Annotated in this window: 21 protein-coding genes, 16 tRNA genes and 3 rRNA genes; 7 read left to right on the top strand and 33 right to left on the bottom strand. The window is 42.9% G+C overall.

Annotation, left to right across the window (positions count from 1 at the left end; translation table 11 throughout):
* Positions 1–79: 79 nt before the first annotated feature.
* The 6 genes from NSU13_RS04445 to NSU13_RS04420 all read right to left on the bottom strand — a co-directional run bounded on the left by NSU13_RS04445 (position 80) and on the right by NSU13_RS04420 (position 4912).
* Positions 80–292, bottom strand: a complete 213-nt coding sequence (locus tag NSU13_RS04445) for a hypothetical protein (RefSeq protein ID WP_012009371.1) — start codon at positions 290–292, stop codon at positions 80–82.
* Positions 293–831: 539 nt separating this feature from the next.
* Entirely contained in the window at positions 832–1974 is a 1143-nt protein-coding gene (gene ssuD, locus NSU13_RS04440) for an FMNH2-dependent alkanesulfonate monooxygenase (protein ID WP_342489887.1), read from the bottom strand.
* Positions 1975–1991: 17 nt separating this feature from the next.
* The gene (locus tag NSU13_RS04435) at positions 1992–2822 is read right to left on the bottom strand and encodes an ABC transporter permease (protein ID WP_342489886.1); all 831 of its coding nucleotides are present in this window, start codon (positions 2820–2822) and stop codon (positions 1992–1994) included.
* Positions 2819–3811 (bottom strand): aliphatic sulfonate ABC transporter substrate-binding protein, encoded by a 993-nt coding sequence (locus tag NSU13_RS04430; RefSeq protein ID WP_081124140.1) that lies wholly within the window; start codon positions 3809–3811, stop codon positions 2819–2821. The genes NSU13_RS04435 and NSU13_RS04430 overlap by 4 nt, the downstream gene beginning before the upstream one ends.
* Positions 3812–3825: 14 nt before the next feature.
* Positions 3826–4593 carry an ABC transporter ATP-binding protein gene (locus tag NSU13_RS04425; RefSeq protein WP_024427408.1) on the bottom strand — a complete coding sequence of 256 codons (768 nt, stop codon included), beginning with the start codon at positions 4591–4593 and terminating at the stop codon, positions 3826–3828.
* Positions 4594–4756: 163 nt separating this feature from the next.
* The gene (locus tag NSU13_RS04420) at positions 4757–4912 is read right to left on the bottom strand and encodes an FbpB family small basic protein (protein WP_070325637.1); all 156 of its coding nucleotides are present in this window, start codon (positions 4910–4912) and stop codon (positions 4757–4759) included.
* Between the two features lie 265 nt (positions 4913–5177).
* On the opposite strand from NSU13_RS04420, the gene NSU13_RS04415 reads away from it, so the two are divergent.
* The gene (locus NSU13_RS04415; RefSeq protein WP_041116902.1) at positions 5178–6473 is read left to right on the top strand and encodes a homocysteine synthase; all 1296 of its coding nucleotides are present in this window, start codon (positions 5178–5180) and stop codon (positions 6471–6473) included.
* Between the two features lie 41 nt (positions 6474–6514).
* Here the strand turns inward: NSU13_RS04415 and lepB are convergent, their stop codons facing one another.
* Together lepB and NSU13_RS04405 are read right to left on the bottom strand one after the other, a co-directional pair.
* Positions 6515–7081, bottom strand: coding sequence for a signal peptidase I (gene lepB / locus NSU13_RS04410; protein ID WP_041116900.1), 567 nt, complete (start codon positions 7079–7081; stop codon positions 6515–6517).
* A gap of 155 nt (positions 7082–7236) precedes the next feature.
* Positions 7237–9180 (bottom strand): LTA synthase family protein, encoded by a 1944-nt coding sequence (locus NSU13_RS04405; RefSeq protein WP_024427404.1) that lies wholly within the window; start codon positions 9178–9180, stop codon positions 7237–7239.
* A gap of 541 nt (positions 9181–9721) precedes the next feature.
* Here NSU13_RS04405 and NSU13_RS04400 point away from each other — a divergent pair.
* The 5 genes from NSU13_RS04400 to NSU13_RS04380 all read left to right on the top strand — a co-directional run bounded on the left by NSU13_RS04400 (position 9722) and on the right by NSU13_RS04380 (position 12512).
* The gene (locus NSU13_RS04400; RefSeq protein WP_065214157.1) at positions 9722–10525 is read left to right on the top strand and encodes a DUF2262 domain-containing protein; all 804 of its coding nucleotides are present in this window, start codon (positions 9722–9724) and stop codon (positions 10523–10525) included.
* A gap of 18 nt (positions 10526–10543) precedes the next feature.
* Entirely contained in the window at positions 10544–11233 is a 690-nt protein-coding gene (locus NSU13_RS04395; protein WP_217008499.1) for a DUF1963 domain-containing protein, read from the top strand.
* A gap of 65 nt (positions 11234–11298) precedes the next feature.
* A complete protein-coding gene (locus NSU13_RS04390) occupies positions 11299–11568 on the top strand; it encodes a hypothetical protein (protein WP_061109579.1) in 270 nt (89 codons plus the stop codon).
* A gap of 141 nt (positions 11569–11709) precedes the next feature.
* Positions 11710–11907 (top strand): hypothetical protein, encoded by a 198-nt coding sequence (locus NSU13_RS04385; RefSeq protein ID WP_065214154.1) that lies wholly within the window; start codon positions 11710–11712, stop codon positions 11905–11907.
* A 62-nt stretch (positions 11908–11969) separates the two neighbouring features.
* Positions 11970–12512: a histidine phosphatase family protein gene (locus NSU13_RS04380; protein WP_034282317.1), complete on the top strand. Its 543-nt coding sequence runs from the start codon at positions 11970–11972 to the stop codon at positions 12510–12512.
* Positions 12513–12546: 34 nt separating this feature from the next.
* Here the strand turns inward: NSU13_RS04380 and NSU13_RS04375 are convergent, their stop codons facing one another.
* The 23 genes from NSU13_RS04375 to NSU13_RS04265 all read right to left on the bottom strand — a co-directional run bounded on the left by NSU13_RS04375 (position 12547) and on the right by NSU13_RS04265 (position 22764).
* The gene (locus NSU13_RS04375; RefSeq protein WP_061109962.1) at positions 12547–13251 is read right to left on the bottom strand and encodes a hypothetical protein; all 705 of its coding nucleotides are present in this window, start codon (positions 13249–13251) and stop codon (positions 12547–12549) included.
* An 18-nt stretch (positions 13252–13269) separates the two neighbouring features.
* Positions 13270–14064 carry a phosphotransferase gene (locus tag NSU13_RS04370; RefSeq protein ID WP_034282318.1) on the bottom strand — a complete coding sequence of 265 codons (795 nt, stop codon included), beginning with the start codon at positions 14062–14064 and terminating at the stop codon, positions 13270–13272.
* A gap of 422 nt (positions 14065–14486) precedes the next feature.
* On the bottom strand, positions 14487–14912 hold the full coding sequence (locus tag NSU13_RS04365) for a hypothetical protein (protein ID WP_061109577.1): 426 nt from the start codon (positions 14910–14912) through the stop codon (positions 14487–14489).
* A 290-nt stretch (positions 14913–15202) separates the two neighbouring features.
* Positions 15203–15284, bottom strand: a tRNA-Leu gene (locus NSU13_RS04360).
* A gap of 36 nt (positions 15285–15320) precedes the next feature.
* Positions 15321–15409 (bottom strand) — tRNA-Leu (locus NSU13_RS04355).
* A 14-nt stretch (positions 15410–15423) separates the two neighbouring features.
* Positions 15424–15494 (bottom strand) — tRNA-Cys (locus tag NSU13_RS04350).
* A gap of 5 nt (positions 15495–15499) precedes the next feature.
* Positions 15500–15574, bottom strand: a tRNA-Gly gene (locus NSU13_RS04345).
* A gap of 7 nt (positions 15575–15581) precedes the next feature.
* Positions 15582–15653 (bottom strand) — tRNA-Gln (locus NSU13_RS04340).
* A 9-nt stretch (positions 15654–15662) separates the two neighbouring features.
* Positions 15663–15738, bottom strand: a tRNA-His gene (locus NSU13_RS04335).
* 30 nt (positions 15739–15768) lie between these two features.
* Positions 15769–15842: transfer RNA gene (locus NSU13_RS04330), tRNA-Trp, on the bottom strand.
* Positions 15843–15856: 14 nt separating this feature from the next.
* Positions 15857–15941, bottom strand: a tRNA-Tyr gene (locus NSU13_RS04325).
* Positions 15942–15956: 15 nt separating this feature from the next.
* A tRNA-Thr gene (locus NSU13_RS04320) sits at positions 15957–16029 on the bottom strand.
* 6 nt (positions 16030–16035) lie between these two features.
* Positions 16036–16111 (bottom strand) — tRNA-Phe (locus tag NSU13_RS04315).
* Between the two features lie 18 nt (positions 16112–16129).
* Positions 16130–16206, bottom strand: a tRNA-Asp gene (locus tag NSU13_RS04310).
* 4 nt (positions 16207–16210) lie between these two features.
* Positions 16211–16287: transfer RNA gene (locus NSU13_RS04305), tRNA-Met, on the bottom strand.
* A gap of 15 nt (positions 16288–16302) precedes the next feature.
* A tRNA-Val gene (locus NSU13_RS04300) sits at positions 16303–16378 on the bottom strand.
* A 33-nt stretch (positions 16379–16411) separates the two neighbouring features.
* Positions 16412–16486: transfer RNA gene (locus tag NSU13_RS04295), tRNA-Glu, on the bottom strand.
* Between the two features lie 17 nt (positions 16487–16503).
* Positions 16504–16594 (bottom strand) — tRNA-Ser (locus NSU13_RS04290).
* Between the two features lie 4 nt (positions 16595–16598).
* Positions 16599–16673, bottom strand: a tRNA-Asn gene (locus NSU13_RS04285).
* Positions 16674–16682: 9 nt separating this feature from the next.
* Positions 16683–16798, bottom strand: a 5S ribosomal RNA gene (gene rrf, locus NSU13_RS04280).
* Between the two features lie 108 nt (positions 16799–16906).
* A 23S ribosomal RNA gene (locus NSU13_RS04275) occupies positions 16907–19837 on the bottom strand.
* Between the two features lie 182 nt (positions 19838–20019).
* A 16S ribosomal RNA gene (locus NSU13_RS04270) occupies positions 20020–21568 on the bottom strand.
* Together the 16S, 23S and 5S rRNA genes with 16 tRNA genes alongside form the textbook arrangement of a ribosomal RNA operon.
* Positions 21569–21885: 317 nt before the next feature.
* The gene (locus tag NSU13_RS04265; RefSeq protein WP_024425790.1) at positions 21886–22764 is read right to left on the bottom strand and encodes a nucleotidyltransferase-like protein; all 879 of its coding nucleotides are present in this window, start codon (positions 22762–22764) and stop codon (positions 21886–21888) included.
* 189 nt (positions 22765–22953) lie between these two features.
* Here NSU13_RS04265 and NSU13_RS04260 point away from each other — a divergent pair, with 189 nt between their 5' ends.
* On the top strand, positions 22954–23301 hold the full coding sequence (locus NSU13_RS04260) for a YgzB family protein (RefSeq protein ID WP_024425201.1): 348 nt from the start codon (positions 22954–22956) through the stop codon (positions 23299–23301).
* Between the two features lie 36 nt (positions 23302–23337).
* On the opposite strand, the gene perR is transcribed toward NSU13_RS04260, so the two are convergent.
* Together perR and bcp are read right to left on the bottom strand one after the other, a co-directional pair.
* A complete protein-coding gene (gene perR / locus NSU13_RS04255; protein ID WP_012009347.1) occupies positions 23338–23775 on the bottom strand; it encodes a peroxide-responsive transcriptional repressor PerR in 438 nt (145 codons plus the stop codon).
* A 157-nt stretch (positions 23776–23932) separates the two neighbouring features.
* Positions 23933–24400 (bottom strand): thioredoxin-dependent thiol peroxidase, encoded by a 468-nt coding sequence (gene bcp, locus NSU13_RS04250; RefSeq protein WP_056766971.1) that lies wholly within the window; start codon positions 24398–24400, stop codon positions 23933–23935.
* Positions 24401–24471: the final 71 nt, after the last annotated feature.

Below are 24471 nucleotides of genomic sequence, written 5' to 3'. Positions count from 1 at the left end.
ATCAGGCTAAACCGCCCGCCACAGACGGTTTAGCCCTGGTGTCTTATCTAAGAAGTAAAAAGATGAATCCTAAGTATAGCTACTTACATTCAATTTGGACTTTTAAGCCACTTTCCCACTGAACGGCTCCTGTAAAGCTGCCCTTGCCGTTTGCGATACACCAAACTGCTGCTCCTAGAACAACTGTTGCTCCCAATCCAAGAAGGACAGCAACAAATACTAAGAACCAAGCTTGGTCCATAATAGCAGGTTCCATAGTGGAATAGTCAACTTGCGGCGCTGCATAAGTCATACTTTTCACCTCCCAGCTTATGATGATCGTATCATAGGCGTCACACGCCAAACATCTACAGAACATCCCATTTTTGACCGAACATATATTTGATTAAAATGTGACTTTTTATTCAATTATTCACTTCCATCTGTTTAAACCCTCTCTTATTTACTAGATTTTGACACCCCATAAGAACCACAAGACCCATTTAATGTCATTTTCACCATCTTTTTTCTTCTTTTTTTCAAATAGTCCATATTTATCATCTATCATATTTATTCTTTCCTTTTTGTGAGATAGAAAGAATTCCCCCGATATATCAGATATAAAAGTCCTGATTATATGTCGCAATAATGCCAATTATGAAATATTTACTGATCATTCCGATAAAAGAGTGAGCACATTTTCCTTCTTCTCTTGACTCTAAAAATATGTATATACAAGAAAATCGATTGGGAAAAAAGCCCTTACCTTGTTCAGCACTACACAACAAATGACTCGCCTATTCTATGAAAAAAAGCAAAGCAGCCATGGCAGACTGCTTTGCTTTTTCAAATTTATGAGGAACTAGCAGCAGAGGCTGCATCTGGAAAATGATTGTTCCCAATGATTTCACCGGCTGGCACAGAGAGTCCTGTATCCCCAGATCTCTTAAATGGAAGGAGCGGGAAAACAAGCTCTGCTAAATAATAAGCTTCTTCTAGGTGCGGGTATCCAGAAAATATAAATGTATCAATGCCTAGAGACTGGTATTCTATGATACGATCTGCTACTGTTTGCGGATCTCCGACGAGTGCTGTTCCTGCACCGCCGCGTACTAAACCAATGCCTGCCCAAAGATTTGGGCTGATTTCAAGTTTGTCTTTCCTCCCTTGGTGCAATTCCACCATTCGTCTTTGACCCACTGAGTCCATCCCCTGTAACACTTTTTGCGCCTCATCAATGGTTTTTTGATCTAAATGACGAATCAGATGTTCCGCTGCCTGCCATGCCTCCTCTTCGGTATCTCTCACAATCACATGAAGACGAATGCCAAACTTCACCGTTCTTCCTTCCTTTTCAGCCTGCTTCTTCACTTGTGTAATTTTCTCTTTCACTTGTGCAGGCGGTTCGCCCCAAGTTAAATAAACATCTGTATGCTTGGCGGCTGCTTGAATTCCTGCTGCTGATGATCCGCCAAAAAAGACTGGTGGATGGGGGGTTTGAGCTGGTGGGAATAACAGCCGGCCATTTTCTGCTTGTAGATGTTTGCCATGAAATTGTACATTTTCTCCTTTCAATAACCGCTTCCAAATCGTCAAAAACTCTTCTGTTGCCTCATAGCGTTCATCATGAGAAATGAACAGCCCATCTCCTTCAAGCTCCTCTTTACTTCCCCCTGCTACCACATTAATCAGCAGTCTCCCGCCTGAAAGACGATCTAATGTAGACGTCATTCTAGCAGCAACAGACGGCTGCATCAGCCCTGGTCTAAGAGCCACGAGAAACTTTAAATGAGTGGTTTCCGCAGCTAAAGCAGCTGCCGTCAGCCATGGATCTTCACATGATTTCCCAGTAGGCAGCAAGACCCCTGTATAACCAAGCTGATCAGCTGCTTGAGCAATTTGTTTAAAATATGGATAGTCTGCCTGTCTTGCCCCTTTCGCTGATCCTAAATAACGGCCGTCTCCATGCGTTGGAATAAACCATAAAATATTCATGACATCGCCCCCTGTTATTATTCACCTTGATAACTAGTGCGCCACTTGAGCAGACGCTTTTCTAACAGACGTACAAATGAATCTGTCAGCTTACCTACTACTGCAAAGATGATAATTCCTACAAACACTTTATCCGTTTGAGAGAATTGCCTTGCATCCATAATCATATAGCCGACCCCGCTGCTTGAACCCATCAACTCAGCTACCACTAAACCAAGCCAAGCAATTCCTAATGACAGCCTCACGCCCAGAAGAATATGAGGAAGAGCAGCCGGTAAAATCAGCTTTGTGATGCTTTGATACACATTAAACTCTAAGACGCGAGCCACATCAAACAGCTTATTGTCTACACTGCGAATACCTAGAAACGTATTAATATAAATCGGAAAAAAAGCCCCAAGTGCAATTAATAAAATTTTCGCTGTTTCATCAAAACCAAACCAGAGGATGAATAAAGGAGTGACCGCTAAATGTGGAACGGTTCTCAGCATTTGCAAGGTCGGATCTACATACTGCTCTGTTTTTTTAGAAAACCCTACGCATACGCCCAGCAAAAGACCTAAACCTCCCCCAAGTAAAAATCCACATATCGCTCGATAAATGCTGATGTATAGATGGCCAAACAGTTCACCAGAACGAAATAAATCTCGAAAAGATTCTGCAATCAAGACAGGCGCTGGAAGTACAGTGGAAGAAACAATTTGAGAACCAGCTATGATCTGCCAAACCGCAATAAGTAGAACAGGTAATACCAGTCCCTTTAACTTATATAAAGAAGAAGCTTTTCTCCTTTTTTTCTTTGCCCGCTCGATTTTAGATGCTAAAGCCGGATTCGATACAGCTTTCATTCATCCATCTCCTCTTTCAGCATTTTTTCAATAAACGAATTATCTACAACCTGATTAACATCAATTTTCCGCTGGATCGCCTTTTTTTTGTATTGAAAATCAGCGGTATGCTGCTGGGCATTGATGATCTTCTTAGAAATGGGCTTATTGAGTGGCTCCGTATTGTTTAATACTTGTGTGACAACCTTCTTATCTAAATTTTTTAAACGCGCATATAGAGTAACAGCCTCTTCTGGATGTGATTTCTGCCACTTCACCGCATGGTCATATACCTTTAAGAATTTCACCACTAGTTCAGGATGCTGATCAGCAAACTGAGTTCGAACAAGTGTGAAACCTGGAGAATATAAATCGGTCGCTTCCCCATTCACCAGCAGCTTTGCTCCTTTCTTTATCGTTTCAAGTGATAAGAACGGCTCCCAGATCGACCAAGCATCAACGGACCCATTTTCAAATGCTGATATCGCTTCATCTGGCTGAAGCTGAATGATCTGAACATCCTTCGCAGATAAACCTGCCTGATCTAATACTTTGTATAAAAAGTCAAAGCCGCTGCTCCCTTTAGCGACAGCAATTTTTTTCCCTTTTAAGTCTTCTACTTTTTGAATCTCACTGTTCTTATTCACTAAAATACCGTTCGCTTTCAGCCCATCCTGAGATAAACCAATTTCCTTAAAATCAATACCAGCTGCCTGACCTGCTATAACAGGTGAGTTTCCAACTTGCGTGAAATCTAATTGATTTGCAGCAAGTCCTTCAAATTGGGGAGGTCCACTTTGAAACTCCACCCACTTTACCTTCACTCCTTCTTTTTCAAATGATTGTTCAAACCACCCCTTTTTCTTTGCTAAAAGCAGCGGGCTCAAACTTTGCTGAATCCCAATCCTAATTTCTTTCACCTTGTTTTCCGAGCCGTCTGCTGCTTGATCACACCCTGCTAAAACAAGCAGCAGACTCAAAAAGATAACGATCATTTGTTTCTTTTTCATGCGATTTCCCCTCCCTAAATCCCTAAGCCATCGGTTAGTAACAATTCATCTGTTTTCTCAAATTCTGAAAGCACCTTTTGTCTTAAGCTTTGAAAAGCGGTTGACGTTCTATCACGCGGAAAAGGCAGGTTCACAGGAAGAATCTTATGGATTCGGCCAGGTCTCGCTTGCATTAGCACAATTTCATTTCCTAAATAAATCGATTCATCAATATCATGAGTTACGAGCATCATCGTTGTTTTTTTCTCCTGCCAAATGTCCAGCAGCACATCCTGCAAGTGCTTTCGTGTGAATGCATCCAGCGCACCAAATGGTTCATCAAGCAATAAGATCTCCGGATCACGAAGGAGTGCTCTCGCAATGGCAACCCGTTGTGACATTCCTCCTGAAAGCTCATGTGGATAAGCATGTTCAAATCCTTTTAATCGAACAATTTCAATCAATTCATCCACTTTGCGGCGTACATCCTGTTGTTTTAAATTGAAATTGGCCGCTATGTTTTCTTCAACCGTCAGCCATGGAAACAGGCGGTGTTCCTGAAAGATAAAGCCCTGTTTCATTCCTGGTTCTGTGATCCGTCTGCCTCCTATCAAAATTTGCCCATCATACGCTGTGTCGAGGCCGCTTATGATCTTTAGCAATGTACTTTTCCCACATCCGCTCGGACCTATCACTGTCACAAATTCACCGGGAATAATGCTCAATCTTAAGTCTTCAAGTACCCGAATGGTCTGTTTGTCTTTCCAAAAGGATTTATCCACAATATCAATTGAAATCGTCATTGAAACCTCCACTCCTCTTACGATCAGATAAATACACAGAAAGGCCCTTATCCCAAAAAAGAGATAAGAGCCTTCGCGTTGTCCGATCAGCTAATCATATTGATTTGTTAGCACCATCCTAAATCATATTAATCCCATAAATCAACTCAAATTTATAAAATGGTTATTTTGTCCTTGTATGCTTTTCATCAATCCGATCGTAAATCGCTTCTATTCGTTCCTTGTTACTGTAAATCTCATATTTGTTCCGCTCAATCAAGATATCGAGTGTCAGATCCATATGTTTTCTGTATTTTTTTCGTTTTTTCCTTTTTTCCATCTTCTTCATCCTTTCTCATTCAAATAAAAAAAGGCTCTTCACTCATATTTGAGTGATAGAGCCTTCGGTTGACCGATCAGCCATTCTTGTTCGTGTTTTCAGTATGCTCATGTTAATACACACTATTCCTACCTGTCAACTATATTTATTGTTTTTTCAGATTTATCTAAAAAATGATTGACCGAGCAGGGAACAAGATTTATAGTCTTATTAAATATTTCTTATCAAAACAGTTGGTTTTATCTAACAAAAGGAGGATACACACATGTCAGAAGAACGTCCATTTCGTTTAGAAACAAAAGCCATTCACGCAGGTCAGGAGCTTGATTCAGCGACCTATTCAAGAGCCGTGCCTATTTACCAAACGAGCTCATTTGGTTTTAGAGACAGTGAGCATGCAGCGAATTTATTTGGTCTTCAGGAACCGGGAAATATTTATTCACGTATTATGAACCCTACAAATGACGTATTTGAAAAGCGTATCGCTGAGCTTGAAGGTGGAATTGGTGCACTTGCTGTTTCTTCTGGACAAGCAGCGACGACTTATTCTATTTTAAACATCGCAGGAGCCGGAGATGAAATCGTTTCCTCAAGCAGTCTTTATGGCGGCACCTACAATTTATTTGCCCATACACTCAAAAAACTCGGAATTACTGTAAAATTTGTCGATTCATCTAACCTTGAAGAACTCGAAGCAGCGATCACTGACAAAACAAAGGCAGTTTATGCAGAGAGCATTGGGAATCCAAAAGGCGACATTTTACATATTGAAGCCATCTCAGCCATTGCACACAAGCATCATATCCCGCTTATTGTTGACAATACACTCGCCAGCCCTTATTTATTAAGACCTATTGAATTCGGTGCAGACATTGTCGTCCACTCAGCGACGAAATTTATTGGCGGCCATGGTACATCAATTGGCGGCGTCATCGTTGATAGCGGCCGATTCCCTTGGGCTGACAGCGATAAGTTTAAAGGGCTGACTGAACCAGATCCAAGCTATCACGGGCTGACCTATACAGAAGCAATTGGAGAAGCGGCTTATATCACAAAAGCACGAGTACAGCTATTACGTGATTTAGGGGCAGCTCTGTCGCCATTCAACTCATTTTTACTTCTGCAGGGCTTAGAAACATTACACCTTCGTCTTGAGCGGCATAGTGAAAATGCATTGAAAACAGCACAATTCTTACAGGATCACCCTCTTGTCGATTGGGTAAGCTATCCAGGTCTTGAAAGTCACGAATCATATGAGCTTGCTCAAACCTATTTACCAAAAGGACAAGGCGCGATCCTCACATTCGGTATTAAAGGTGGACGCGAAGCAGGTAAAAAGCTCATTGATTCTGTCCAGCTTTTCTCCCATCTCGCAAACGTGGGTGATTCTAAATCCCTCATCATTCACCCTGCCAGCACAACGCATCAGCAATTAAGCGAGGCAGAACAAAAAGCGACAGGTGTCACACCAGAGCTCATTCGTTTATCTGTTGGAACAGAAGCGATTGAAGATATTCTTGCAGATCTTGAACAGGCGATGACAAAAAGTCAGTCTGAATGACATAGAAAAAAGCACACGGCTGTGTGCTTTTTTATTGTTTATTAATGATTGAGTAATCGAATGTCTTGGAAAGGATAAAATACAAATGAGGTAGTTCCTTGAATATCACGCTTTGTAAAAAGACCTAAGCCGTTGCGGCTGTCCATTGAATTTTGGCGGTTGTCCCCCATGACAAAGTACTTTCCTTTTGGAACAGTCAAAGGGCCAAAATCAGGTGTCAGCAAGGTGCCATCTGCAGCTGCTTTCTTTTTGTTTGACGCTAAGTAAGGCTCCGCCACTTTTTTTCCATTAACATATAACTGATCATTTTTCATTTCAATTTTATCACCAGGTAAACCAATCAATCGTTTGACATAATGAGTGCTGCGGTCTTCCCCATCAAGAACAATGATCTGTCCCCGTTTATAATCACCGAAATAATCAACCGTTTTATTCACAAACACCCGCTCTGTGTTATGCAGTGTTGGGTCCATAGAAGTCCCCTTCACAATATACGGTGCGAATAAAAAGTTCCGAATGATAAAAACAGCAATAAATGCGATTAAGATGGCTTTGATCCAGCCCCATAATTCTGATTTCTTTTTTTGTGTTTTTGTATTTGTTGTCATAAGCTCCTCCTGAATTCCCCAAGGACGAAATGTGTGTCACCAGCTGCCAGCCGGCGTCACGCTTGTTTCTCCCTAAATATAAACATATTTTGCCAACAAATCAAGCGAAGAGAGAGAAAAAGGCAAGCACCTTTCTGTGCTTGCCCAAAACTCAGTTAGTTAGCAGAAGAATCCGCTTCTTTTTCTTTGTTTGCTTTACCATAGAAATAATCCGATGGATTCACTGGTTTGAAATCAGATAACTTATGGAATCGAAGTAGATCCCTATAGAGCACTTTATCTGAAAGACTTAACTGATTATCAACACGGGCTTTAATCGCCTCTGTCTTTTTATTTTGTTTCACCACTTTACCTGTTTTCGTATCATAAACGGTATTATCGACAAGTGTGTATTTCGGTGTCACATAGTTTCCATTACGGAAGGCAACAGTCTCATCATGCTTTTTAGAGAATAGGTCTGTTCCAAAATTCACGAATTCATTTGAATCAATACCTTGTAAGTGAAGAAGTGTTGGCATAACGTCGACTTCACCACCATACGTATGGTTCACGCCGCCCTTCTTACCGGGAATACGTATCATAAGCGGAACACGCTGGTTTTGTGCATTTTGATAAGGAGTGATTTCTTTCCCTTGAATTTCACTCATTGCACGGTTATGGTTCTCAGAAATACCGTTATGGTCACCATATAATAAAATGACTGAGTCTTTATACATACCTGATTTTTTCAAGTCTTTGAAGAATTGCTCTAATGACTCATCTAAATATCTTGCTGTTTGGAAATAGTTATCGACTGTTTTATCGCCAGTTGTTGCCTTAGCGATTGTCGCATCTTTTTCATCTAAATTAAATGGATAGTGATTTGTCAGTGTCATTAAATGTGCATAAAATGGCTTTTTCATTGATTCTAGCATTGGAATTGATTCTTTGAAGAACGGTTTATCCTTCAGACCCATATTCACAAGGTTTTCTTCATCCATGTTGTAATAGGAAGCATCAAAGAATTGATCAATTCCCATATGTTTATAAATCGTGTCACGGTTCCAGAAAGATTTATAGTCCCCGTGAAGCACTGCACTCGTATAGCCTGCTTTTTGATCTAGGATGGCAGGTAGTGATTGGAAGGTATTTTCACCCTTTGTCACAAATGCTGCTCCCTCTGGCAAGCCAAACATACTATTATCCATCATCAGCTCAGCATCTGATGTCTTCCCTTGACCAGTCTGATGGAAGAAGTTATCGAAATACGTAAAGTCGTCTTTCCCATGAGCCAGTTTGTTTAAGAATGGAGTCACTTCTTCTCCATTTAATTTGTAGTCAATTAAGAAAGACTGAAAGCTTTCTAAATGAATTTTAATAATGTTTTTGCCTTTTGCTTTCCCAAAATACTCTGCATTTGGCTTCGCATAGTGAGAAGACGTATAGTTCACAACATCCGTTAAATCTTCACTGCTTGCATTTGCTACCTGTGTTGCGTTTTGTGCTGCTTGTACCCCGTCATAAATCGTATAATTATAAACACCTAAGTATTTGACAACATACTTATGATCAAAGGTTCTCGTTAATAATTCTGGACGATCCTTTTCAGCCAAATGAAGGTTTACAAAGAACAGTCCAATACCTGCAGCTACAATCAGCAGTGCAAACGTCTTTTTCATTTGGAACTTCTTCACTTCTGGTCTCCAAATGACAATCGCAATCAAGATGATAATATCAAGGAAGTATAAAAGGTCATGCGGCTTAATGCTTGCTAACACACCGCCAGTCATGCCTCCCCCAAGATTTCCTGCCTGCTTCATTGTTGAGAAAGTCAAAAAGTCATCAAAGAAACGGTAATACGCTACATTTGCATATAAAAGTGCGGTCATAATAAAATCAATAACAATTAAAACAATGGCAGATTTACGCCCCTTCAAAAAGAGAGCAAGTCCAAAAAACACGATGGCTGAACTAAATGGATTCAATAATAGAAGCCCCTCTTGAAAAGAACCTTTTACTCCTAAATTAAAGTCCATTTTGTAGGCTGTGTACGATTTTGCCCAGAATAAAAGGACAGCCAAAACAAAAAAGCTATATTTGTTTGCAAATATTTTTTTCATAAAACCTCTTCTTTCTTATCATCGTTCTGATATAAATGAAATCATAAAAAATTTACATTCATTTTGCAAATGTAAATCTTCTTCGCCAAGCATGCCGATGCTCTGTCTCCGCCGGATACATGCGCTCCTTTAATATAACGAATGAGAAGCATCATAAGTTTCAAAAAAAATACGAGTAAATAAAAGGAAAAATATCCATTTACATTAAATTTACGCACACTTCATGTTTTAGTGGATGAAGAAGGTTTTGTAAATCACTCAGTATTACTTTACTTTTTTCATCTATTCGTGTCAAAGTAATTATAAAGAAAAGGAAGAATCACCTAGGCTTTTCGACTCATTTACCCAAATTTATACAAAATTCGATCCATGCTTCTTTTATTGTGACTCAACCTCCATTAATCCATGTACCTCCCTAAAAAAACAGTTTTACACAAAAAAAGCTTGATTTCCCCTACTGATGTGCGGTGTGATAAAGAGGTAGAACTTGATCACAACACTTATATGTTCATGACAAAAAAATCAGGCTGGAGGACATCACATGAAGATGAACAAACAAATCAACACTTTTGAAAAGAGATTTTCAGAAGATGTAGTCACTATCATTGCTGTTACAGGACCTTCTGGCGTAGGGGCAGGAAAAGCAGGACAGGCACCTCTTTGGACCGCTTCTATTCCACTGATTGCTTGGAAAGAAAACGGCCGTATCACAACCGAAAATGTAAGACTTTGCTGGTTAACAGATGACGAGGGATTAAGGGAAAAACAGGCACAATTACATAAAGAATCAATCGTTACACTTCAGGTCCGAAAAGGCGAAGGTGAATTCATGCTTGTATCTTTGATTGATACAGATACACAGGATCAAGCGCTTCAAGAAATTTTAGAAGAAGCCCAAAAGCCTGTGTATTATCATGATGACATACTTGGAACCTTTGAGTTAGTAAAAGGACTAGACTTATTTGAAAAAACGATCCAATGGAGCAATGAAGAGTGCCTTCTCTACTTTAACCTCGAAGAAGATGAAAAAATAAATGACTCTCTTCGAACAGCAAACCACCTCATGCAAGAACAGGCCAAATGGGATTCTTCTATTAAATCATTTGCCGCGAATCAGCTGATAGATCTAGCAAAGGATTGGCAGGAACAAGACGAATCAGCTGAAGAGCAAGAAGAACTCACAATGAATCAATTTATAAGCCGCATTTCACTTGAAAGCCTGCATGTTTACCCTGAGGGAGAGTTTGAAGTCTACTATCATGACGGTGATTTATTTTGGGGGCATGTCATTATTGTCAAAGGAAATATAAATGGCACATTTCATGATGCACATATTGCAGGCTAAAGGCTGGAGGAATAACCCATGGAAATCAAAGCTTTTCAAGAATTAAATCTGTTTGGGAAAACGCCAGCCATCGCCAAAATTGGCGGCTTCCGTCCTGATCCAGCTGTACACAGCTGGTTTGCAGGTCATTTTTTCATCGATCCTAATCAAGGCTGGCCGATAGATCAAGATGGAGCCATGATTCCGATTTTACAAATTTATTTACCAGAAGTGCCAGGAGGAATGAACGGCTTCAATGAATGTAAGCTGATTCAAATTTTTCTTAATCAGAATACACTTCCGATTGATCTCACCAAAAACGGCGAAGGCTGGAAGCTCATTGAATATTCATCAATCGAAGGTTTAGAAGTAGCTGAGACTCCTGAAGAAGTGAGAGGACTCAAACCCTTTCAAATCCAATGGAACGAAAGTGAGCAAAGGGACTTCCCTTGCTGGGAAGAGGCATGGTCATATGTCGATTTATCAGAAGTAAACGAAAGTGAAGAAGCGACAAACCACTTCTTTAATCAATACACAAATTATTCGTTCACAAAAATCGGCGGATATGGGGCGTATATTCAATCCCCGCCCCATCAACAACAAGGCGAATTCATGCTCCAAATCGCCTCAGAAGAAAAACCTCGTTTCATGATTGGTGATAACGGCACGATGTATTTCTATTATGACAAAGAATCAAAAGAATGGTTTATGCACTGGGATTGTTTTTAACGTTTATTGAATGAAACCTCGCCTTCTCCTAAACGTAATGAGTAACAATGAAAGGAGGCAGCAAAATGGGATTCATTCTAGACATCTTTTCACTTGCTGTGTATATCCCTTTTCTACAAGTGGATGAAGAGGAGATCTCGAGGAACGCAGCACATCTCAAAAAATATAGCTGGTTTCAAGCACTATTACATGAACAAACTTGCAGGGAGCTCATCATTTATGATCCCGATGTTCGACGTGTCATAGGCAGGTTTAAAACGGAGAAACTCCATAAGAAGCGATACAACTTAAGATGCGAACGTAAATTACTGCAAGCATTACAACGCGCATTCTAAACTGACAACAAGAGCCGCACTTTCCTGTGGCTCTTGTTTATCAATTGAATCGTTCCTTTTGAAGAAAACATTTGACGCCTGGACAACTCTCCCCGTATATTATGTATAAATCCATCTTTTTCAAAGAAAAGGGGGCCTCACATGCGCTTATTTAAGAACTGGAGAAAAAAGCAGCCTGCACAGCAAATCACTTCAGAAAAGCAAGAAGACAGCATCCCAGTCAACTTCTCCACACTTCCCTTTGGCACAGACACCGTCGATGATTTTTTGTTCAATCTAGACCTGACCTCCAAGCTCATAGATCCCTATAAAGAAACAGATACGAACAAGCTTACCTAGATCTTCGTAAATCCTCATCCAATACTGGATGATTTTTTTATACTCAATGAAAGGTGTATCCAATGAAAACATATTATATCGTCAGACACTGCCAAGCAGATGGACAATCTAAAGCTGCAGCTTTAACCCCACAAGGCATCACTCAATCTCATGAACTGGCACAGTTTTTTTCCAGCATTCATCTCAATCAAATTATCTCAAGTCCTTATAAACGAGCGATCCAAACTACTGAGCCCCTTGCTCATGCAAAACAGCTCGAGATAAAAATCGATCAGCGCCTCTCTGAACGTGTATTAAGCAGCAAACCAATAGACGATTGGTTTGAGAAGCTAAAGCTCAGTTTTACAGACTTACATATGACCTGTGAAGGCGGAGAATCGAGCCAAGAAGCCATGAATCGTATTGTAGAAGCACTCCACGAACAAATAAAATTAGAAAAAGATCATACCCTATTCGTCACACATGGCAATATCATGAGCCTGCTTCTTAAACACGCTGATCCAACGATTGGATTCGAGGAGTGGAAGAAACTAAGCAATCCAGATGTCTATATTCTGAAATATTTTAGTCCAGATCATATAGAAACAAAGCGAATATGGCATTAAAAAAACGGCAGAATGAACTCTGCCGTTTTCTCATCTATTGCTGATAATAAAATGCCTCTACCCACTCATACGGTTTCTTACGCTCCGCACACCATGTCATAAAGCCTCTTGTCTCCGTCTGCTGAAACGCCATCCAGTCCTTTAAAAGCTGGCCATAATAGACGGCTTGTTTTTGAACATTGGTACGAATTCTTTTATTTTGAATCAGCATCATAACATTTTCAATCCCTTGAATTCTCTCTTGATCCTTCTCATAGGTGCTTAAATAAAGATCTTCATGTATATGGTGAAACGAATACCACAAGGCCGATAAATAGATTTCACAAATTTGAACAATCACACGCTGTTCCTTGCTGCCCCCAAGCTCTAGTGCCTTCAATAAATGAGGCAGCCCTTCTCCCTGATGTACAAACAAACCTTGCCAGCGATACAGTCTTACATCCAATGGGTCAACTTTCTCCCACGTTTGAAAAACAGGCTGGATCACCCCATTTACCAGCGGATACACAAGCAGATGATGACCATCCTCAAACCGTTCAATCCACTCAAACAGCCAAGCAGCAAATTCACGCTGTTCTTCAAAATCGTTCTCTTTCATCTCTTCAATAAAGGCCTGAAGAACTTTTAGCGCATCTTTACGCAGGCCCTGTTCTTTTCTCACACAGTACTGTCTAAAAAGAGGATAATCATTTACTCCCTCGTCTTGAATAATAGCCTGTAATATCGTCTTCGTTTGCATGATCACAACGCCGCCTCTTTACATCCATTCTTTTCTATGTTCATGAATAAATTGAATGTCTTTTTGATAATGTTCAAGATGTCCTTCTTGAATCATGTTTTGAAAAGCGATATCACCCTCACACGCTTGTCGTTTCATATACTGACATAACCCTTCTAAACGAAGCAGCACCATATCCAAATAATCTTCTGCTATTTCCTCGCCATAAGATTCAAAAAACAGTTTGACTCTATGCTTTATCTGGTCTGCATGGTCTAATGAAAGATAATTCACGACCTCCCCTGTTTCAGTGCGAAAAAATCTACTGAGAGGCACACATGTATAAAGGGTATATGCGATATCCCAAAGCCTTGGACCAGGAGCAGCTACATCAAAATCAATAATCCCTACTGGTTTTTTATCCTTGAAAATGATGTTGTACATCGCAAAATCATTATGGCAAACAACCTCTATGTTGTTAGGCGTATTGTCCATTCGTTCCCAATCATCTGAAATGGAGAAGTCCTGAACAGCATCATGATAAAGCCTTAACATGCTCGCTATTTCTTTTAAAACATCGTGAGTACACATGTATTCTTTTAAAGGATCATGACCTGCCACGCCATCAATAAAGGACAATACCTCTCTACCTTGTTCATCAACCCCTAAAAACTTTGGAGCATAGGAGAAATTCTTTTTTTCTAAATGCTTTAGCAGCTTTCGTATATTGATATTGTCTGACTTTACTTCTCGACGAACCGTATCTCCAGAACGATATACGTTCGAGACATTGCCACCTGTCAATAACTCCTCATGATCATTTTGTTTTTTCATAAATTCTCCCCTCAAACTGGGTCACCATGTTGATGTCAGCTAAAGATGTGTATGTACCCACAAATATTCATTTAGTTACTCAAAGGTAGTACAACTGTTTTATGTGAATGTGCTGCTCCATTTTGTTTCCTTACATGGTTAAATGTATCTTATCAAATGTTGCAAATCATCTAAAGATTATTCTGCCAAAAGAAGTACATACTCATTATTTTCTAATAGGTTCCTATTTTTTATCTAAATAACTCATTTAAACCACAAAAAAACGTTTTACCACGAGGGTGAAACGTTAGGTTCATGGAAAAACCAATCATGAAAATTTTAAAAGATACCGGTGGCCGGGGTCGAACCAGCACTCCGTGATAAATTATTCTAAAAAGGCAAGGTATACCCTCTTAAAGTAAAGCCCCTGTTAATGAAAAGAATTAAAGTTCTTCCTGATATATTTCTGATTTTATCGGCTTTAAACTCAAAGGTATTTTAAACTCATGAATACTTTCAATATGATTAAAAAAATGATTGATATCGTCATAATCCATTGACCATTCTTCTACCACCTTTAACTTTTTTAACTCGCTTGTTGGTTTAAATAAAAATTCACAGTGTAGTTGTTCCATGTGAGAATAATCATCTTCTTCATAAACTGTAAACTGACGTACAAAGTCAAAATGAAATAGTTCCTCTCCTGTAAAATCATAGACACCACACTGAAATAAAATTTCTTTATCTTCTTCGCCCTCAACTGTCTCCTTTGAAAAAGCCTTAAATGTTTCCCAAACCTTTTTTATATCATCGTTATCTTCACTAATGCTATCTTTAAGATAACTTTCAGCATTTTTAACCGTAATCATTACAACACCTCTTGTGTACAATTTATCCAATCCTTCTTCAATTATCCTGCCCCTTTAGTTTAATAATAAGACAACCATCAATAAAGTAAAAGTTAATCTCCTTAATATGTTCCTCTTAGCTAATTCACCCTTTCAGCAGTGAACGCGATTTGAAGTAATTTTGTCGTATGAAGAAGCAGCTAAAAAACAAATAAAAAACGCCCTCCTACAATTTGTAGAAAGACGTTTTAAACGTTGATATTCCTTAATTTTTCTGTAATTGACGACAATAAAGAATATCTAAAACTAGATACCGGTGGCCGGGGTCGAACCGGCACTCCGTGAGGAACACGATTTTGAGTCGTGCGCGTCTGCCAATTCCGCCACACCGGCATGATCATTAAAGAGCGCATCTTATATTAAAAAACATGGTGCCGAGGGCCGGACTTGAACCGGCACGGTAGTCACCTACCGCAGGATTTTAAGTCCTGTGTGTCTGCCAATTCCACCACCCCGGCAGTCTTTTCAAAAAAGGCGACACCCGGATTTGAACCGGGGATAAAGGTTTTGCAGACCTCTGCCTTACCACTTGGCTATGCCGCCATTATTGGAGCGGAAGACGGGATTCGAACCCGCGACCCCCACCTTGGCAAGGTGGTGTTCTACCACTGAACTACTTCCGCACATCAACTGGGCTAGCTGGATTCGAACCAACGCATGACGGAGTCAAAGTCCGTTGCCTTACCGCTTGGCTATAGCCCAATAATAAAATGGGGCGATTGATGGGAATCGAACCCACGAGTGCCAGAGCCACAATCTGGTGCGTTAACCACTTCGCCACAACCGCCATAGATGTTATGAATCATATTAAGAAAATTGGCAGGGGCAGTAGGAATCGAACCCACACCGGAGGTTTTGGAGACCTCTGTTCTACCTTTAAACTATGCCCCTATGAAAATAAAAAATGGTGGAGGGGGGCGGATTCGAACCGCCGAACCCGGAGGGAGCGGATTTACAGTCCGCCGCGTTTAGCCACTTCGCTACCCCTCCACTTTTGAAAAACAGTGCCGGCAAGAGGACTTGAACCCCCAACCTACTGATTACAAGTCAGTTGCTCTACCAGTTGAGCTACACCGGCAAATAGTGGTGGCTCGGGACGGAATCGAACCGCCGACACACGGATTTTCAGTCCGTTGCTCTACCAACTGAGCTACCGAGCCAAGTATTCTTTTGAAAAATGGCGGTCCGGACGGGACTCGAACCCGCGACCTCCTGCGTGACAGGCAGGCATTCTAACCAACTGAACTACCGGACCATTTTGGTTGCGGGGGCAGGATTTGAACCTGCGACCTTCGGGTTATGAGCCCGACGAGCTACCGAACTGCTCCACCCCGCGACGATATAAAAGATATGGTGGAGGATGACGGGCTCGAACCGCCGACCCTCTGCTTGTAAGGCAGATGCTCTCCCAGCTGAGCTAATCCTCCGAATAAAAAATGCTGGTGTATATTCTATAAAAATGGTGACCCGTACGGGATTCGAACCCGTGTTACCGCCGTGAAAGGGCGGTGTCTTAACCGCTTGACCAACGGGCCCTTTATTATGTAAATTGTGGCGGAGAGCAAGGGATTCGAACCCTTGAGACGGGGTTACCGCCTACACGATTTCCAATCGTGCTCCTTCGGCCACTCGGACAGCTCTCCAAATTGGCTCCGCAGGTAGGATTCGAACCTACGACCGATCGGTTAACAGCCGATAGCTCTACCACTGAGCTACTGCGGAATGAAGAAAGCCTGGCGATGTCCTACTCTCACAGGGGGAAACCCCCAACTACCATCGGCGCTGAAGAGCTTAACTTCCGTGTTCGGTATGGGAACGGGTGTGACCTCTTCGCCATCATCACCAGACAATTTAGTGACAAAAGATATTATACTATGTATTGAAAATAAATCAAGAGTATTTTAAAAATGTTCTCTCAAAACTAGATAACAATGTTCATGCTTCACATTAGAATATAGGTTAAGTCCTCGATCTATTAGTATCTGTCAGCTCCACGTGTCACCACGCTTCCACCTCAGACCTATCAACCTGATCATCTTTCAGGGATCTTACTTCCTTGCGGAATGGGAAATCTCATCTTGAGGGGGGCTTCATGCTTAGATGCTTTCAGCACTTATCCCGTCCGCACATAGCTACCCAGCGATGCCCTTGGCAGAACAACTGGTACACCAGCGGTGCGTCCATCCCGGTCCTCTCGTACTAAGGACAGCTCCTCTCAAATTTCCTGCGCCCGCGACGGATAGGGACCGAACTGTCTCACGACGTTCTGAACCCAGCTCGCGTACCGCTTTAATGGGCGAACAGCCCAACCCTTGGGACCGACTACAGCCCCAGGATGCGATGAGCCGACATCGAGGTGCCAAACCTCCCCGTCGATGTGGACTCTTGGGGGAGATAAGCCTGTTATCCCCGGGGTAGCTTTTATCCGTTGAGCGATGGCCCTTCCATGCGGAACCACCGGATCACTAAGCCCGACTTTCGTCCCTGCTCGACTTGTAGGTCTCGCAGTCAAGCTCCCTTGTGCCTTTACACTCTGCGAATGATTTCCAACCATTCTGAGGGAACCTTTGGGCGCCTCCGTTACATTTTAGGAGGCGACCGCCCCAGTCAAACTGCCCACCTGACACTGTCTCCCTGCCCGATAAGGGCAGCGGGTTAGAAGGTCAATACAGCCAGGGTAGTATCCCACCGATGCCTCCACCGAAGCTAGCGCTCCGGTTTCCAAGGCTCCTACCTATCCTGTACAAGCTGTACCAACATTCAATATCAGGCTGCAGTAAAGCTCCACGGGGTCTTTCCGTCCTGTCGCGGGTAACCTGCATCTTCACAGGTACTATAATTTCACCGAGTCTCTCGTTGAGACAGTGCCCAGATCGTTGCGCCTTTCGTGCGGGTCGGAACTTACCCGACAAGGAATTTCGCTACCTTAGGACCGTTATAGTTACGGCCGCCGTTTACTGGGGCTTCAATTCGCACCTTCGCTTACGCTAAGCGCTCCTCTTAACCTTCCAGCACCGGGCAGGCGTCAGCCCCTATACTTCGCCTTACGGCTTCGCAGAGACCTGTGTTTTTGCTAAACAGTCGCCTGGGCCTATTCACTGCGGCTTCTCGGGGCTTTAACACCCTAAGAAGCACCCCTTCTCCCGAAGTTACGGGGTCATTTTGCCGAGTTCCTTAACGAGAGTTCTCTCGATCACCTTAGGATTCTCTCCTCGCCTACCTGTGTCGGTTTGCGGTACGGGCACCTCTCACCTCGCTAGAGGCTTTTCTTGGCAGTGTGGAATCAGGAACTTCGCTACTAAATTTCGCTCGCCATCACAGCTCAGCCTTTACGGGAAACGGATTTGCCTATTTCCCAGCCTAACTGCTTGGACGCGGATATCCAATACCGCGCTTACCCTATCCTCCTGCGTCCCCCCATTGCTCAAATGGTGAGGAGGTGGTACAGGAATATCAACCTGTTGTCCATCGCCTACGCCTTTCGGCCTCGGCTTAGGTCCCGACTAACCCTGAGCGGACGAGCCTTCCTCAGGAAACCTTAGGCATTCGGTGGACGGGATTCTCACCCGTCTTTCGCTACTCATACCGGCATTCTCACTTCTAAGCGCTCCACCAGTCCTTCCGGTCTGGCTTCACAGCCCTTAGAACGCTCTCCTACCACTGTTCGTAAGAACAGTCCGCAGCTTCGGTGATACGTTTAGCCCCGGTACATTTTCGGCGCAGAGTCACTCGACCAGTGAGCTATTACGCACTCTTTAAATGGTGGCTGCTTCTAAGCCAACATCCTGGTTGTCTAAGCAACTCCACATCCTTTTCCACTTAACGTATACTTTGGGACCTTAGCTGGCGGTCTGGGCTGTTTCCCTTTCGACTACGGATCTTATCACTCGCAGTCTGACTCCCAAGGATAAGTCATCGGCATTCGGAGTTTGACTGAATTCGGTAACCCGGTAGGGGCCCCTAGTCCAATCAGTGCTCTACCTCCGAGACTCTTACCTTGAGGCTAGCCCTAAAGCTATTTCGGAGAGAACCAGCTATCTCCAGGTTCGATTGGCATTTCACCCCTACCCACACCTCATCCCCGCACTTTTCAACGTGCGTGGGTTCGGGCCTCCATTCAGTGTTACCTGAACTTCACCCTGGACATGGGTAGATCACCTGGTTTCGGGTCTACGACCACGTACTCATGCGCCCTATTCAGACTCGCTTTCGCTGCGGCTCCGCATCTTCTGCTTAACCTTGCACGGGATCGTAACTCGCCGGTTCATTCTACAAAAGGCACGCCATCACCCGTTAACGGGCTCTGACTACTTGTAGGCACACGGTTTCAGGATCTATTTCACTCCCCTTCCGGGGTGCTTTTCACCTTTCCCTCACGGTACTGGTTCACTATCGGTCACTAGGGAGTATTTAGCCTTGGGAGATGGTCCTCCCGGATTCCGACGGAATTTCACGTGTTCCGCCGTACTCAGGATCCACTCTGGAGAGAACGACATTTCAGTTACAGGGCTGTTACCTTCTTTGGCGGGCCTTTCCAGACCTCTTCGCTTATATCGTTCCTTTGTAACTCCGTATAGAGTGTCCTACAACCCCAAGAGGCAAGCCTCTTGGTTTGGGCTGTTCCCGTTTCGCTCGCCGCTACTCAGGGAATCGCATTTGCTTTCTCTTCCTCCGGGTACTTAGATGTTTCAGTTCCCCGGGTATGCCTTCTCATACTCTATGTATTCAAGTATGGATACTACTCCATTACGAGCAGTGGGTTTCCCCATTCGGAAATCTCCGGATCAAAGCTTGCTTACAGCTCCCCGAAGCATATCGGTGTTCGTCCCGTCCTTCATCGGCTCCTAGTGCCAAGGCATCCACCGTGCGCCCTTTCTAACTTAACCATTTCTTACTTTAGAAAGAATCACTATGTGTGATGAACTTTGCATTGCATTCAATGTGAATGTATTACTTATTGTTATCTAGTTTTCAAAGAACAATCCTGTCTCGCTAGAGACATGTTTTGAAGGAATGATCCTTCAAAACTAAACAAGACGAAAACGTACGCTGCTCCATATATCCTTAGAAAGGAGGTGATCCAGCCGCACCTTCCGATACGGCTACCTTGTTACGACTTCACCCCAATCATCTGCCCCACCTTCGGCGGCTGGCTCCATAAAGGTTACCTCACCGACTTCGGGTGTTGCAAACTCTCGTGGTGTGACGGGCGGTGTGTACAAGGCCCGGGAACGTATTCACCGCGGCATGCTGATCCGCGATTACTAGCGATTCCAGCTTCACGCAGTCGAGTTGCAGACTGCGATCCGAACTGAGAACAGATTTATGGGATTGGCTAAACCTTGCGGTCTTGCAGCCCTTTGTTCTGTCCATTGTAGCACGTGTGTAGCCCAGGTCATAAGGGGCATGATGATTTGACGTCATCCCCACCTTCCTCCGGTTTGTCACCGGCAGTCACCTTAGAGTGCCCAACTGAATGCTGGCAACTAAGATCAAGGGTTGCGCTCGTTGCGGGACTTAACCCAACATCTCACGACACGAGCTGACGACAACCATGCACCACCTGTCACTCTGTCCCCGAAGGGAAAGCCCTATCTCTAGGGTTGTCAGAGGATGTCAAGACCTGGTAAGGTTCTTCGCGTTGCTTCGAATTAAACCACATGCTCCACCGCTTGTGCGGGCCCCCGTCAATTCCTTTGAGTTTCAGTCTTGCGACCGTACTCCCCAGGCGGAGTGCTTAATGCGTTAGCTGCAGCACTAAGGGGCGGAAACCCCCTAACACTTAGCACTCATCGTTTACGGCGTGGACTACCAGGGTATCTAATCCTGTTCGCTCCCCACGCTTTCGCTCCTCAGCGTCAGTTACAGACCAGAGAGTCGCCTTCGCCACTGGTGTTCCTCCACATCTCTACGCATTTCACCGCTACACGTGGAATTCCACTCTCCTCTTCTGCACTCAAGTTTCCCAGTTTCCAATGACCCTCCCCGGTTGAGCCGGGGGCTTTCACATCAGACTTAAGAAACCGCCTGCGAGCCCTTTACGCCCAATAATTCCGGACAACGCTTGCCACCTACGTATTACCGCGGCTGCTGGCACGTAGTTAGCCGTGGCTTTCTGGTTAGGTACCGTCAAGGTGCGAGCAGTTACTCTCGCACTTGTTCTTCCCTAACAACAGAGCTTTACGATCCGAAAACCTTCATCACTCACGCGGCGTTGCTCCGTCAGACTTTCGTCCATTGCGGAAGATTCCCTACTGCTGCCTCCCGTAGGAGTCTGGGCCGTGTCTCAGTCCCAGTGTGGCCGATCACCCTCTCAGGTCGGCTACGCATCGTCGCCTTGGTGAGCCATTACCCCACCAACTAGCTAATGCGCCGCGGGTCCATCTGTAAGTGACAGCCGAAACCGTCTTTCATCCTTGAACCATGCGGTTCAAGGAACTATCCGGTATTAGCTCCGGTTTCCCGGAGTTATCCCAGTCTTACAGGCAGGTTACCCACGTGTTACTCACCCGTCCGCCGCTAACATCCGGGAGCAAGCTCCCTTCTGTCCGCTCGACTTGCATGTATTAGGCACGCCGCCAGCGTTCGTCCTGAGCCAGGATCAAACTCTCCGAGGTATGCAGGATGCATATCACACATGCGTTGCTACACGATGTAGCGAACTTAGCATGTGATCATTTCCTGCCTCGCCAGTTTGACTGACTACCTATGAAGTATCATAGGATTTTTTTATAAAAACTCGAATTAACAGGTACGTTTTGTCTTGTTTAGTTTTCAAAGATCATCTTCGTTATCGCTCAGAGGCGACTTTCTTAATATAACATTTGAGCACCGTGTGCGTCAAGCGTTTTTTTAGAATTTCTTTTTGTCAGCTTTTCTTTCAAAGCAACTCAGTTGCTCGTTAGCGACGTTTAATAATATACCATCATAATATTCATGCGTCAATATCTTTTTTCACAAAATATCCTCGATGATAGATTTTTTGACCCTTTGTCTCAATCGGCTCCACTTGAACAATTCCTTTTTCCACAAAGAAATCAATCATGACGCTAAGGTCAGGCGTGAAATACTTTAGATCTGGGTGTGCAAGAAGCTCACCAAAAAGCCATATATCCTTCTGTTCCATGACATGACGCAAATGAGCGGCACCAATTTCTGCTTTTGAATGGATCAAAAAATCATTTGCTAAAAATAAAAGTTCCAAACGTTTATGCAGACTTTCATGGCTTTCAATCAGTTCTGAGTAAAGTTTGTATACTTCAGGTTCCATATGACGCACTTGGTTCCAAACGGTCACTTCTGGGTGGAAGCCTTTATCAATTACTTCAATACGTGCTAGGTGATGCAGGGCATGCACAATGGAATTATATGCATCAAGGAATTGATTTGACTCAAAAAATGCTTTTCCTTCTATATATCTGCGAATGAGCTTGCCATATTCTAAACCGATTTTGAGCTTGCGGTTTGAAAACGGGAATGTACTTAGTTCATCAATTAAGTTGAAGATATATTCATTTCGATCAAAAAGGACTTTTCCATTCAAAATCCAATCGATGATTCGGCGGTTAGTACCGAGGGTAATCCATTCCTTTAGTTGATCATCTGTGACAACGTTTAAAGAAGCTGTTTGGTGATCGGATTCATAGTGCTTGATAAATAACGGCTCTTCCGCTTCTTTTACGATGACCAAAAGTGCTGCATCAAAGTTATCCGTCTCAGAAGATACTTTATGTCTTCTTTCTACTATAATCACAGCTAATGTGTCTGGATGGCTTGCTCTCTCTTGATAAATAGGACGGAGAAGATTTTCCATAGTGATTCCTCCAATACTCGGGTGTAAAGTTCTTCTCTAATGCTATGTATTTCTCCTCATAGAATCAAAATTCCTTCAATACATGAAAAAAGATCATTGAATCATTATAAGCAATTTATTCACAAAACTCTATAACTAATTCAAACGGAAAGGTAAAATGTGCTATATTGGAGATAAGGGGGACTAGGGATGGCGAAATACTCCAGTAAGATTAATAAAATCAGAACATTTGCACTTAGTTTGGTTTTTGTTGGCTTTCTGATCATGTATATCGGTGTGTTCTTCAAGGAATCGATCTGGCTGTCGACTTTCTTTATGCTGCTTGGCGTCTTATCGATTGGATTAAGTACAGCGGTTTACTTTTGGATTGGTATGCTTTCTACGAAGGCAGTACGTGTCGTTTGTCCAGGCTGTGAGAAGGAAACAAAAGTGCTTGGGCGGGTGGACATGTGCATGCATTGCAGAGAGCCGCTTACACTTGATCCAGCATTAGAAGGTAAAGAGTTTGATGAATCCTACAATCGAAAAAAGTCATAAAAATAAGCTGACCATTTAACCGGTCAGCTTTTTTCATTAATGATTTTCTTTTTTCGCACATTCTTGACAAGTTCCATAGATCTCCAAGCGATGATGACTGACTTTAAAGCCTGTCACATGGGATGCAAGCTGTTCAACTTCATCAAGGCCAGGATAGTGAAAATCTACGATTTTTCCGCAGTTTTCACAAATCGCATGGTAGTGGTCAGATGTCGCAAAATCAAATCGGCTTGAGGAATCACCATACGTTAATTCCTTTACTAATCCAGATTCCCGGAAGACTCGTAAATTGTTGTAAACCGTTGCGACACTCATGTTTGGAAATTTTCCTTCAAGTGCTTTATATATATCGTCCGCGGTTGGGTGAGTCATAGAATTTACGAGAAACTCCAAGATGGCATGGCGCTGCGGAGTAATTCGAACACCGGTTTCTTTTAGAGCATCTAAAGCGTCTTTTAGTTCGTGAGCAGCCATTTCATCATGCACCTCTCTTCAAAAATATTCTTATATTATAATCTTTATAAATAGTGTACCCCCAGAGCCGAAACTTTGTCAATTACAATCCTCTTTTTTACCTATTCTTCTTTACAAAAAAGACCGGCATGACTGCCGATCTCATCCTGTTAGGATATTAAGCGTGAGCTTTCAATTCCTCAAGCGCTTCCTCTACGTGGTCTTTTACCTTTACTTTTCGCCATTCTTTCACAAGCGTGCCTTCTTTATTAATCAGAAACGTTGAACGCTCGATTCCCATATATTCTTTGCCAAAGTTCTTTTTCAGCTTCCATACCCCAAAGGCTTCAGACAATTTCTGTTCATCGTCTACAAGAAGCAGAAACGGCAAATCATGTTTTTCTTTAAACTTTTGGTGCTTGTCCTGACTGTCTGGGCTTACACCGATAATGACAGCATCTAATTCTGCAAAGCTTTGATGGCGGTCGCGGAAATCACATGCTTCTGTTGTACAGCCTGGTGTCATATCTTTTGGATAGAAATAAAGAACAATATGTTTTCCTTTAAAATCAGAAAGCTTTATTTTCTCCCCGTTGTCACCGGTTAATTCAATGTCAGGTACCTGCTGCCCTACTTCGATTGTCATGACACAATCCCTCCAACCTATTTTTTAATTAGCCTATCCAATTTTGAGAGGATATTCAACTAAGGACGCTT

The sequence above is a fragment of the Bacillus sp. FSL M8-0049 genome, from assembly GCF_038593355.1.
Classification (GTDB): Bacteria; Bacillota; Bacilli; order Bacillales; family Bacillaceae; genus Bacillus; species Bacillus safensis.
Note: the sequence above shows the minus strand (reverse complement) of the source record. Positions and strands in the feature narration are given on the sequence as shown.

Coding starts and splice junctions, on each gene's coding strand:
- NSU13_RS04445 (WP_012009371.1), bottom strand. CDS start 292: ATGACTTATGCAGCGCCGCAAGTTGACTATTCCACTATGGAACCTGCT.
- ssuD (WP_342489887.1), bottom strand. CDS start 1,974: ATGAATATTTTATGGTTTATTCCAACGCATGGAGACGGCCGTTATTTA.
- NSU13_RS04435 (WP_342489886.1), bottom strand. CDS start 2,822: ATGAAAGCTGTATCGAATCCGGCTTTAGCATCTAAAATCGAGCGGGCA.
- NSU13_RS04430 (WP_081124140.1), bottom strand. CDS start 3,811: ATGAAAAAGAAACAAATGATCGTTATCTTTTTGAGTCTGCTGCTTGTT.
- NSU13_RS04425 (WP_024427408.1), bottom strand. CDS start 4,593: ATGACGATTTCAATTGATATTGTGGATAAATCCTTTTGGAAAGACAAA.
- NSU13_RS04420 (WP_070325637.1), bottom strand. CDS start 4,912: ATGGAAAAAAGGAAAAAACGAAAAAAATACAGAAAACATATGGATCTG.
- NSU13_RS04415 (WP_041116902.1), top strand. CDS start 5,178: ATGTCAGAAGAACGTCCATTTCGTTTAGAAACAAAAGCCATTCACGCA.
- lepB (WP_041116900.1), bottom strand. CDS start 7,081: ATGACAACAAATACAAAAACACAAAAAAAGAAATCAGAATTATGGGGC.
- NSU13_RS04405 (WP_024427404.1), bottom strand. CDS start 9,180: ATGAAAAAAATATTTGCAAACAAATATAGCTTTTTTGTTTTGGCTGTC.
- NSU13_RS04400 (WP_065214157.1), top strand. CDS start 9,722: ATGAAGATGAACAAACAAATCAACACTTTTGAAAAGAGATTTTCAGAA.
- NSU13_RS04395 (WP_217008499.1), top strand. CDS start 10,544: ATGGAAATCAAAGCTTTTCAAGAATTAAATCTGTTTGGGAAAACGCCA.
- NSU13_RS04390 (WP_061109579.1), top strand. CDS start 11,299: ATGGGATTCATTCTAGACATCTTTTCACTTGCTGTGTATATCCCTTTT.
- NSU13_RS04385 (WP_065214154.1), top strand. CDS start 11,710: ATGCGCTTATTTAAGAACTGGAGAAAAAAGCAGCCTGCACAGCAAATC.
- NSU13_RS04380 (WP_034282317.1), top strand. CDS start 11,970: ATGAAAACATATTATATCGTCAGACACTGCCAAGCAGATGGACAATCT.
- NSU13_RS04375 (WP_061109962.1), bottom strand. CDS start 13,251: ATGCAAACGAAGACGATATTACAGGCTATTATTCAAGACGAGGGAGTA.
- NSU13_RS04370 (WP_034282318.1), bottom strand. CDS start 14,064: ATGAAAAAACAAAATGATCATGAGGAGTTATTGACAGGTGGCAATGTC.
- NSU13_RS04365 (WP_061109577.1), bottom strand. CDS start 14,912: ATGATTACGGTTAAAAATGCTGAAAGTTATCTTAAAGATAGCATTAGT.
- NSU13_RS04265 (WP_024425790.1), bottom strand. CDS start 22,764: ATGGAAAATCTTCTCCGTCCTATTTATCAAGAGAGAGCAAGCCATCCA.
- NSU13_RS04260 (WP_024425201.1), top strand. CDS start 22,954: ATGGCGAAATACTCCAGTAAGATTAATAAAATCAGAACATTTGCACTT.
- perR (WP_012009347.1), bottom strand. CDS start 23,775: ATGGCTGCTCACGAACTAAAAGACGCTTTAGATGCTCTAAAAGAAACC.
- bcp (WP_056766971.1), bottom strand. CDS start 24,400: ATGACAATCGAAGTAGGGCAGCAGGTACCTGACATTGAATTAACCGGT.